The sequence below is a fragment of the Microbacterium sp. genome, assembly GCF_051953575.1.
Classification (GTDB): domain Bacteria; phylum Actinomycetota; class Actinomycetes; order Actinomycetales; family Microbacteriaceae; genus Microbacterium.
Genome location: NZ_JBQCIP010000130.1, coordinates 19,368 through 28,949 on the forward strand (window position 1 = coordinate 19,368; position 9,582 = coordinate 28,949).

General features: G+C 72.0%; 10 protein-coding genes. 5 read left to right on the forward strand and 5 right to left on the reverse strand.

The window, feature by feature from the left end; genetic code table 11:
• Positions 1-49: 49 nt before the first annotated feature.
• From ACTHNQ_RS08330 to ACTHNQ_RS08340, 3 genes are all read left to right on the forward strand, one after another.
• Positions 50-583, forward strand: coding sequence for an ArsR/SmtB family transcription factor (locus tag ACTHNQ_RS08330; RefSeq protein WP_440332737.1), 534 nt, complete (start codon positions 50-52; stop codon positions 581-583).
• An 81-nt stretch (positions 584-664) separates the two neighbouring features.
• Entirely contained in the window at positions 665-1,132 is a 468-nt protein-coding gene (rraA, locus tag ACTHNQ_RS08335; RefSeq protein WP_440332739.1) for a ribonuclease E activity regulator RraA, read from the forward strand.
• A 53-nt stretch (positions 1,133-1,185) separates the two neighbouring features.
• Complete coding sequence (locus ACTHNQ_RS08340; protein ID WP_440332741.1) at positions 1,186-1,677, forward strand: nucleoside deaminase; 492 nt, start codon at positions 1,186-1,188, stop codon at positions 1,675-1,677.
• On the opposite strand, the gene xdhC is transcribed toward ACTHNQ_RS08340, so the two are convergent.
• Genes xdhC through ACTHNQ_RS08355 form a run of 3 tightly spaced genes read right to left on the reverse strand, consistent with a single transcriptional unit; the run spans position 1,671 to position 6,502 of the window.
• Complete coding sequence (xdhC, locus tag ACTHNQ_RS08345; protein ID WP_440332742.1) at positions 1,671-2,498, reverse strand: xanthine dehydrogenase accessory protein XdhC; 828 nt, start codon at positions 2,496-2,498, stop codon at positions 1,671-1,673. The two genes, ACTHNQ_RS08340 and xdhC, sit on opposite strands and share 7 nt — an antisense overlap.
• Before the next feature lie 9 nt (positions 2,499-2,507).
• Positions 2,508-4,982 carry a xanthine dehydrogenase molybdopterin binding subunit gene (gene xdhB, locus ACTHNQ_RS08350; protein WP_440332744.1) on the reverse strand — a complete coding sequence of 825 codons (2,475 nt, stop codon included), beginning with the start codon at positions 4,980-4,982 and terminating at the stop codon, positions 2,508-2,510.
• The gene (locus ACTHNQ_RS08355) at positions 4,979-6,502 is read right to left on the reverse strand and encodes a xanthine dehydrogenase small subunit (protein ID WP_440332745.1); all 1,524 of its coding nucleotides are present in this window, start codon (positions 6,500-6,502) and stop codon (positions 4,979-4,981) included. Before ACTHNQ_RS08355 ends, xdhB begins: the two co-directional genes overlap by 4 nt.
• Positions 6,503-6,638: 136 nt before the next feature.
• Between ACTHNQ_RS08355 and ACTHNQ_RS08360 the strand changes: the two genes are divergently transcribed.
• The gene (locus ACTHNQ_RS08360; RefSeq protein WP_018173407.1) at positions 6,639-7,049 is read left to right on the forward strand and encodes a VOC family protein; all 411 of its coding nucleotides are present in this window, start codon (positions 6,639-6,641) and stop codon (positions 7,047-7,049) included.
• 89 nt (positions 7,050-7,138) lie between these two features.
• Here the strand turns inward: ACTHNQ_RS08360 and ACTHNQ_RS08365 are convergent, their stop codons facing one another.
• Together ACTHNQ_RS08365 and ACTHNQ_RS08370 are read right to left on the reverse strand one after the other, a co-directional pair.
• Positions 7,139-8,242 carry an ABC transporter permease gene (locus tag ACTHNQ_RS08365; RefSeq protein WP_440332748.1) on the reverse strand — a complete coding sequence of 368 codons (1,104 nt, stop codon included), beginning with the start codon at positions 8,240-8,242 and terminating at the stop codon, positions 7,139-7,141.
• Positions 8,239-9,123, reverse strand: a complete 885-nt coding sequence (locus tag ACTHNQ_RS08370) for an ABC transporter ATP-binding protein (RefSeq protein ID WP_440332750.1) — start codon at positions 9,121-9,123, stop codon at positions 8,239-8,241. Before ACTHNQ_RS08370 ends, ACTHNQ_RS08365 begins: the two co-directional genes overlap by 4 nt.
• 208 nt (positions 9,124-9,331) lie before the next feature.
• On the opposite strand from ACTHNQ_RS08370, the gene ACTHNQ_RS08375 reads away from it, so the two are divergent.
• The coding region (locus ACTHNQ_RS08375; RefSeq protein ID WP_440332752.1) for an NADPH-dependent FMN reductase at positions 9,332-9,582 on the forward strand (251 nt) is incomplete at its 3' end.

Below are 9,582 nucleotides of genomic sequence, written 5' to 3' on the forward strand. Positions count from 1 at the left end.
TGTGGGGCACTGATTGAGTTCTGTCAATCAGTAGGGGTACGCTGAGCGCGTGACCGCACACGAGGACCGCCTCGAGCTGCATTACGGCGACCCTGAGGCCGAGGCGCGCATGCGCGCGCTCAGCTCGCCGCTGCGCCTGCGCGTGCTGCGGCTGTGTGCGTTCGAGTCGCGCACCAACAAGGAGCTCGCGGAGCTGCTCGGCATGAACCCGGGCACGATGCTGCACCACGTGCGCACGCTCGTGCAGACCGGGTACCTCGCCGCCGAGCCCGAGCGGACCGGCGCGCAGGGCGCTCGCGAGGTGCCGTACCGCGCGACCGGACTGTCGTGGCGCACGTCGATGCCCGGCGGGTCGCCCGTGCTCGTGGAGACGTTCCTGCAGCAGATCCAGGGCGTTCCCGACGACGAGCTCGACGTGACGTGGATGGGGCTCAAGGTCAACGCCGCGCACAGGGAGGAGTTCCAGCAGCGGCTGTACGAGCTCGTGAACGAGTTCAAGGAGCGCGGCCCCGACGCCGACGGCGACACGTACTCCTTCTTCAGCGCCCTTCACCCCGACGACAACCCGCCCGCGGCGCGCTGAACTTCTCAGCCGCGGAATCCCGGGCGAACTTCTGTCTCCTGGACGGCGGCGCGCGGACGCACCGCGTCCTAGCCTGGGCGCATGACGATCGCGACGGCCGACCTGTACGACGAGCGCGGCGACGAGCTCGACTCGCTCGCCCTGCAGTTCCACGACCTCGGCGGGCGCCGAGCGTTCGACGGTGCGATCCGGACGGTGCGCTGCCACCGCGACAACGCCCTCGTCAAGGAGCTGCTCGCGACGCCCGGTGACGGCGCCGTCCTTGTCGTCGACGGCGGCGGGTCGCTGGAGTCCGCGCTCGTCGGCGACCTCATCGCCGGTTCGGCGGTCGCGCACGGGTGGGCGGGCCTCATCGTGCACGGCGCGGTCCGCGACCGCGAGGCGCTCGCCCTTCTCGACCTCGGCGTCAAGGCCCTCGGCTCGAACCCGCGCAAGAGCGCCAAGGCCGGCATCGGCGAGGTGGATGTGCCCGTCACGATCGCGGGCGTCGCGTTCACCCCCGGGCGGCACGTGTGGGCTGACGCCGACGGCATCCTCGTCGAACGGTGACACCCGTGACGGGTGATGCGCGGCGGACCGCGCGCTCGTAGGGTGGAGGCCTGATGTCCTCCACCGACAGGGCGCCGGCGCAGTACCTCGCGCGGGCCATCGAGATCGCGACCGAGAATGTCCGCAACGACGGCGGACCGTTCGGGGCCCTGGTCGTGTCGACCGACGGGCAGGTGTTCGAGGGCGTCAACCGTGTCACGGCCGAGCTCGACCCGTCCGCGCACGCCGAGGTCACCGCCATCCGGCGCGCGTGCCGCGGCCTCGGCACGTTCGACCTCACGGGCGCTGTGCTCTACACCAGCTGCGAGCCGTGCCCGATGTGCCTCGGGACGGCGCTCTGGGCGCGCATCGACCGCGTCTACTTCGCCGCCGACCGCGACGATGCCGCGGCCGCCGGCTTCGACGACGCCCGGTTCTACCGGTACTTCGACGGGCACCCCGAGCACCGCGACATCATGCCGGTGACGACGATCGCGCTGCCCGGCACACAGCGGGTCGCGCCGTTCGACGAGTGGCGCCGCACGGCGGACCGCATCGACTACTGACCTCGTCCGGGCGAGGCGGCGGCCGCCTGCACTTCGATGAGCTGGAGGATGCCGGCGGCCACGCTCACGGCGATCGTCGCGGGCTGCTTGCCGGTGACCTGGGGCAGGCCGATGGGCGTCGTGACGCGGGCCAGCGCGTCGTCGTCGTGCCCGGCATCCTGCAGCCTCGCGCGGAACCGGGCCCACTTGGAACGCGAGCCGATCAGCCCGATCGAGCCGATGCCCTCGATGCGCAGGGCCTGGTCGACGATCGCGAGATCCTCGGCGTGGTCGTGCGTCATGACGAGGACGTGCGTGCCGGGCGGCAGCTCGCGCAGCACGGCCTCGGGCACCGGGGCGACGTGCACCTGCAGGTCGGCGACGGCGTCGGCGAGGGGCGCGAGCCGATCGGGCGTCAGCATGTCGGCGCGCGAGTCGACGAGGTGCAGGGCCAGCTGCTGACGGGCCAGGATGCGGGCGAGCTCCAGCCCCACGTGCCCGATGCCGAACACCGCCACCGACGGCACGACGCGCACGGGTTCGAGCAGCAGCGTCACCTCGCCGCCGCAGCACTGGACGCCGTACTCGGTGACCGACTTGTCGCTCAGCGTGAGGGTGAGCAGTTCGGGTTCGCCCGCGCCGGCGGCTAGCAGCTCGCGTGCCCGTGACACCGCCGTCGCCTCGAGGTTGCCGCCGCCGATGGTGCCGAACGCCTCGGCGGGCGCGACGACCATCTTGGCGCCGCCGTTGCGCGGTGCGTGACCGCGCACCATCGCGAGCGTCACGACGACGGCCGGCGTGCGGGCCTCGCGCAGCTGCTGCAGGGCGTCGAGCCAGTCCACTTCGCCGCCTCACTCCGCGACGGGCAAGGGGGCGGTCTCGGCGGCCTCTCCCCGCGGCGCCGACACGTCGGGCGCGGCCTCCGCCGGCGTGGGCCCCGCCGGCGGCGCGACGGACTCCGACGCGGTCCCGCCCCCTCCGGCGTCCGAGGCATCCGTGCCTCTCGCACCGCGGGCCGCCTCGATCGCCCAGAACACCGCTTCGGGCGTCGCAGGCGACCCGAGCTCGACCACATGACCGGCGGGACCGAAGGCCGCGACCGCCTGGCGCAGCGCCTCGCGCGCGCTGAAGGCGAGCAGGAACGGCGGCTCGCCGACCGCCTTCGAGCCGTACACCGCCCCGTCCTCACGGGCGTCGTCGAACAGGTGCACGTGGAACTGGTCGGGCAGCTCCGAGAAGCTCGGCAGCTTGTACGTGCTCGCCGACGGCGTCTGCAGGCGGCCGCGCGCGGGCCCGTCGCCGTCGTCCCACCGCAGCTCCTCCATGGTGAGCCAGCCGACGCCCTGCACGAACCCGCCCTCGATCTGGCCGACGTCGAGCAGCGGCGAGAGCGAGTCGCCCACGTCGTGGACGATGTCGACCCGCCGCAGGCGATGGGCGCCGGTGAAGCCGTCGATCTCGACCTCGGCGGCGGCGGCGCCGTACGCGAAGTACTTGAACGGCGATCCCTGGTTGCGCTGCGCATCCCAGTGCAGGCCCTCGGTGCGGTAGTAGCCGGCGGCGAACAGCTGCACGCGTTGCAGATAGGCGGCGCCGACCACCTCGGCGAAGGTGAGGGTGGGGCCGCCGCCGAGTCCCGAGACGACACCGCCCGAGAACCGCACGTCGCGCTCGTCGACGCCGAGCAGGCGCCCGGCGACCGCGGCGAGCCGCCCGCGGATCTCTTCGCACGCGGCCTTGACGGCGCCGCCGTTGAGGTCGGCGCTCGACGACGCCGCCGTCGCGGAGGTGTTCGGCACCTTGTCGGTGCGGGTCGGCGCGAGCCGCACCGACTCCAGCGGAACCCCGAGGGCGGTCGCGGCGACCTGCATCATCTTGGTGTGCAGCCCCTGGCCCATCTCGGTGCCGCCGTGGGTGATGAGCACCGAGCCGTCCTTGTAGACGATGACGAGGGCGCCGGCCTGGTTGAACGACGTGAAGGTGAACGAGATCCCGAACTTCACCGGCGTCATCGCGAGCCCGCGCTTGCGATCGGCGTGGGCGGCGTTGAAGCGTGCGACCTCCTGCTGACGGGCATCGAACGCACACTCGTCGCGCAGCCGCCCCCAGATCGCGGGCAGGCGTTCGGCATCCTTGACGGGCTGCCCGTAGGGGGTCGTGTCGCCGGGGCGGTAGAAGTTGCGCGCCCGCAGTTCGTGGGGAGGGATGCCGAGCACCGGTGCCGCGCGGCCGAGCACCTCCTCGATCACGAACACGCCCTGCGGCCCGCCGAAGCCGCGGAACGCCGTGTTCGACGGCTTGTTCGTCTTCGCGACCCGGCCGTGGGCGCGCACGTTCGGGATCCGGTAGGCGTTGTCGACATGGGCGAGGGCTCGGCCGAGCACCGGCTCCGACAGGTCGAGGCTCCAGCCGCCGTCCGAGGTGAGCGTGGCGTCGAGAGCTCGGAGGATCCCGTCGGCGTCGAAGCCGGCGCGCCACTCCAGCAGGAAAGGATGCCGCTTGCCGGTCATCGTGATGTCTTGGGTGCGGTTCAGCCGCAGGCGTACCGGGCGGCCCGTGAGCTTCGCGCCGAGCGCGGCGATCGCGGCGAACCCGTGCGGCTGCATCTCCTTCCCGCCGAAGCCGCCGCCCATCCGCAGGCACTCGACGGCCACCTCGCTCGACGGGATGCCGAGCACGTGCGCCACGATCTCCTGCGTCTCGGACGGGTGCTGCGTCGAGCACTCCACGAGATAGCGGCCGTCAGGCTCCCTGACAGCGAAGGAGGCGTGCGTCTCGAGCGAGAAGTGCTCCTGCCCGCCGATCTCGATCTCGCCGGTGAGGACGTGGGCGGCGCCGGCGAGAGCGGCATCCACGTCGCCGCGCGAGATCGTCGGGGACGCGCCCTGGAACGAGCCCGCCTCGATCGCCTCGCGCACCGTGACGATCGACGGCAGCTGCTCGTACGACACCCGGACCGCCGCCGCGCCGCGGCGGGCGGCATCCGGCGTCTCGCCCAGCACCCACGCGAGCGCGTGACCGTGGAACATCGCCTCGGACGGGAACAGCGGCTCGTCGTGCTTCACACCCGCGTCGTTGATGCCGGGCACGTCGTCGGCCGTCAGCACCCGCACCACCCCGGGCACCTCGTACGCCGGCTCGACGTCGAGCGTCACGAGGGCGTGCGCCGACGTCGACGGGAGTGGCCATGCCGTGAGCACGCCGTGGGCGCGCGCCGCCAGGTCGTCGGTGTACATCGCGGCGCCGGTGACGTGCAGCGCGGCACTCTCGTGCACCGCGGGACGCCCGACGACGGCGTCGGGCGGGCGGTCGGCGAGGCCGCTCATGCTCGCACCGCCTCGGCGGTCGAGGCGTACAGGGCGGGCAGGGCGGTGCCCAGCATGCGCGCCCGGTACTCGGCGCTGGCGCGGTGGTCGGTGAGCGGGGTGCCCTCGCCCTGCAGAACGACGGATGCCTCCGCCACTGTCCGCGCGTCCCACGGAAGGCCGACGAGCGCCCGTTCGGTGGCGTACGCCCGCAGGGGCGTCGCGGCCACGCCGCCGAGCCCGATACGTGCCGCGCCGACGACGCCGTCTTCGATGTCGAGCACGACCGCGACGGCGACCGACGAGATGTCGTCGAACCGCCGCTTGGCGACCTTGTGGAACCCGGTGACCCGCTCCGCCGCCTGCTGCCGCCCGAGCCGTCGCGAATGCTCGTCGTCGTCTCTGCCGGCGGGCGGGCGTTCACGACGGCTCGCGGGCGTGTCGGGCGCGGCGGGAAGACGGACCGACCGGATCAGCTCGTCGGGGCGGCGGACGGTCTTGCGGTAGCCGGTGAAGTAGTCGGCCAGGTCGACCTCGCGCTCGCCGCCGTCTTCCGACACGAGCACGACGGTGGCGCCGAGCGCCAGCAGCGCCGGCGCCGCGTCGCCGATCGGCGACGCCGTGCCGAGGTTGCCGCCCAGGGTGGCCCGGTTGCGGATGAGCCGCGACGCGAACTGCGGCAGCAGCTGCCCGAGGAGCGGAACCTCCTGGGCGAGCCGTCGCTGGAGCTCGCTCAGCGTCGCAGCGGCCCCGATATCGACGGCCTCGTCCGACACCGTGATCGCCCGGAGCTCGGGTACCCGGTCGATCGCCAGGACGAGTCGCGCCCGGGCGGCGCGGAGGTTCACCTCGACGCCCCAGTCGGTGCAGCCGGCCACGGGCACGGCGTCCGGCTCGTCGCGCAGCATCCGCAGCGCCTCGGCGAGTGTCCGCGGCCGCACGAAGCGCGCACCGTCGATCTCGACATCGGTCGCGGCGGGTGGGGGCGGGGTGCCGGCGAGCCGGCGCTTCAGCGGGTCGCCGGGCTGCGGCATCCCGAGCTCGAAGGCGGCGTCGCGGATCGGGCGGTACCCGGTGCAGCGGCACAGATTGCCGCTCAGTGCGTGCAGGTCGAAGCCGTTCGGACCGTGCTCGGGATCGGACGGGGCGGGGCCGTCGGAGTCGGCCGGTGCTCGACCGGCCCGGTAGAACTCGCCCGCCATGGCGCAGGCGAACCCCGGCGTGCAGTACCCGCACTGGGAGCCGCCCGCCGCGGCGAGCCGCTCCTGGACGGGGTGCAGCGCCTCGGGCGTGCCGAGTCCTTCGGCGGTGACGACCTCCTGGCCGTCGAGCGCGTGCGCGGGCACGAGACAGGCGTTCACCGGTGTCCACGCGGTGCCGCCGTCGGGCCCCTCGGTGGCCAGCAGCACCGCGCACGCACCGCACTCGCCCTCGGCGCAGCCCTCCTTGGCCCCGGTCAGCCCCGCGCTGCGCAGCCAGTCCAGCGCGGTGGCGTGCGGCACCGTGCCGGCGAGCGGGACCTGCCGCCCGTTGACTGTCACTTCGCTGTCTCGGTTCGTGCGGATGCCGGGAGTCTACGCCGGGCGTCCGGCAGTAGGCAGGAGCGCGCGAGCACCCCTGGACAGCTCTCCGGGGCAAGAGGATCGTTGAGTCGGGAACGATCACTGGGAGGATGAGATGTTCACCACACAACGGGCGTATTCGAGCTTCGCCGTCCCCGACATCGACGAAGCCGTGGCCTTCTACCGAGACACCCTGGGGCTCGACGTCACCGTCTGGGAGGAGATGGGCGGAGGTTTCACGTTCAAGCTGCCCGCGGGCGGCACGGTCTTCGTCTACCCGAAAGAGGATCATGAGCCGGCGGTGTTCACGATCCTGAACTTCGGGGTCGACGATGTCGACGCAGCAGTCGACGACCTCAACGCGCGAGGCGTCGTGACGAAGATCTACACGGACCCCGACTACGGCACCGACGAGAAGGGCATCTCGCGCGGCTTCATGGGCGGGCCCGACATGGCGTGGTTCCGCGACCCGGCGGGCAACGTCATCTCGGTCGGCGTGATGACGCCCCAGATGCTGGGGGAGTGAGTCGAGGCGGGCGGGGCGTGCCGGATGCCTCGGCCCGGCGCCGAAGCGCCTGGCCGAGGCATCCGCCGAAGGATCCCGAACCGCGTGCGTCAGCCCGCCAGGGCCTCCGTCAGCTTGACGCGACCGCCCATGCGCAGCAGCGAGTTCTGGTAGATGCGCGCCGCGACGAGGATCGCCGCGATGCACGTGGCGACCAGGATCACGAGCGACACGAGCGGCTCCCACCACTGCGCCTGACCGAGGAAGATGCGCATCGGCATGCCCACGGGCGCCGAGAACGGCACGTACGACATGATCGTCAGCACCAGCGGGTTGTCGTTGAAGAAGATGACCAGGAAGTACGGGGCCATGATCAGCATCGTGATCGGCATCGTGGTCGATCCGATGTCCTCCTGACGCGAGACCATCGACGCGGCCGCGGCGAACAGCGACGCGAGCAGGATGAACCCGAACAGGAAGAAGATCGCGAACCACGCGATCGGCGCGCCGAGCCCCTGCAGCAGCGCGGTCTGGTCGGTCACGGTGAGGCCGATGATCGCGATCCCGGCGAGCACCAGGATCTGCCCCATGGCGAGGATCGTGTTGCCGATGACCTTGCCCGCGAGCAGCGACCGCACCGGGATGGCCGAGATGAGCAGTTCGACCACCCGCGTCTGCTTCTCTTCGACGACGCTCTGCGCGATGGTGCTGCCGAACAGCGAGGCGGCCAGCAGGAAGACGATGCCGAATCCGATCGCGGCGATGTAGCCGAGCGCCGCGGCCGCCCCGCCCTCGGGGTTCAGCAGCTCGACCGGCGGCAGCTGCGCGAGCGACAGCATCAGCTGCGTGGGGGCCGAGTCGTCGGCGACGATCGCGAAGCCCATCGGCGACGACGGATCGCCGACCACGGCGGCATCGACGGTGCCGTCCTTGACGAGCGCCTCGGCGGCGGCCTTGTCGGCGACGTCGGTCACCTCCAGGCCGGGGACGTCCTGCACGTACTGCTGGGCGTCCGCGGTGACGGCGACCGGCGTGCCGGTCTGGTTGGCGGCCTGGAAGCCGCCCCAGATCACCAGCGCGAGGGCACCGAGGAGCAGGATCGCCGTCGAGATCACGAACGCCTTGCTGCGCAGCTTCGACGCGATCTCGCGTTCGGCGACGAGCCAGATGGCCTGCGGGGCGCCGAGCCCGGTGTTCGCAGGTGCGGTGCTCACTGGATGACCTCCTTGAAGATCTGGGCGAGGGAGGGATGCTGGGGCGCGAAGCTTGCGACGTCCCCCTGTGCGACCGCCCGGCGCAGCACGCGCTGCGCGGTCTCGTCGCTGTCGGCGTCGAACACGGCGTAGCCGCCGTCGAAGTCGAGCACCTCGACGCCGGGCTCGGAGCGCAGCCACCCGGCGTCGCCGGCCGAGACCAGCTCGAAGCGGCGCGTCGAGTGCTCGGCGCGCAGCGCGTCGCGGGCCCCTGCCGCGCGGATCGTGCCGCCCGCGATGATGACGAGGTCGTCGCACAGCCGCTCGACGACGTCGAGTTGGTGCGACGAGAACAGCACGGCGGCGCCGGCCTTCGCGCGCTCCTGCAGGACGCCGGCCACCACGTCGACGGCGAGCGGGTCCAGGCCCGAGAACGGCTCGTCGAGGAGCAGCACCTCGGGGTCGTGCACGAGAGCCGCGGCGATCTGGGCGCGCTGCGGGTTGCCGAGCGAGAGGGTCTCGACGTTGTCGTTCAGCCGCTCGCCGAGCCCGAGCTGTTCGAGCAGCGCTCGGGCGCGGGTCGTGGCATCCGCCTTCGAGAAGCCGTGCAGGCGCGCCAGGTACACGATGTGCTCGAGAACCTTCATCTTCGGGTAGAGGCCGCGCTCCTCGGGCATGTAGCCGAAGCGTCGGCGGTCGGATGCCGTCACCTCGGCGCCGTCCAGCGTCACGGTGCCGGCGTCCTTGGCCAGCACTCCCAGAACGATGCGCATCGTCGTGGTCTTGCCGGCGCCGTTCCCGCCGACGAAGCCGGTGAGGCGGCCCGGTCGCACGTCGAACGACACGCCGTCGAGCGCCCGGCGTCCGCCGTAGCTCTTGGTGACACCGCTCAGCTGCAGCATCTGATCCCCTTTCGTCGTACTCCGAAGCTACGGCGCACCGTGGGGCGGACGCCTCCCCCGCGAGGGGGAGACGACGGGCGGCGAGGGGGAGATGTGACGCCGATGTGCATACGTCGGAATAGATCCCGGATCCATGTGTTTGCATGGAAGTGGAACGTCCACGGTGGATCCCGACGGGGACGCCTTTTGTTTTCAAGGAGCAGGACACATGACCGACCGCACCATCGGCTACATCGTCGGCAGCATCTCGTCGACGTCGATCAACCGTCGTCTCGCGAAGGCCCTCGAGCGCCTCGCCCCCGAGGGCACGACCCTCGTCGAGATCCCGATCGCGGACCTCCCGTTCTACTCGCCCGACCACGACGCCGACTACCCGCAGGTCGCGCGCGACTTCAAGAAGGCGATCGAGGACGCCGACGGCATCCTCATCATCACGCCCGAGTACAGCCGCTCCATCCC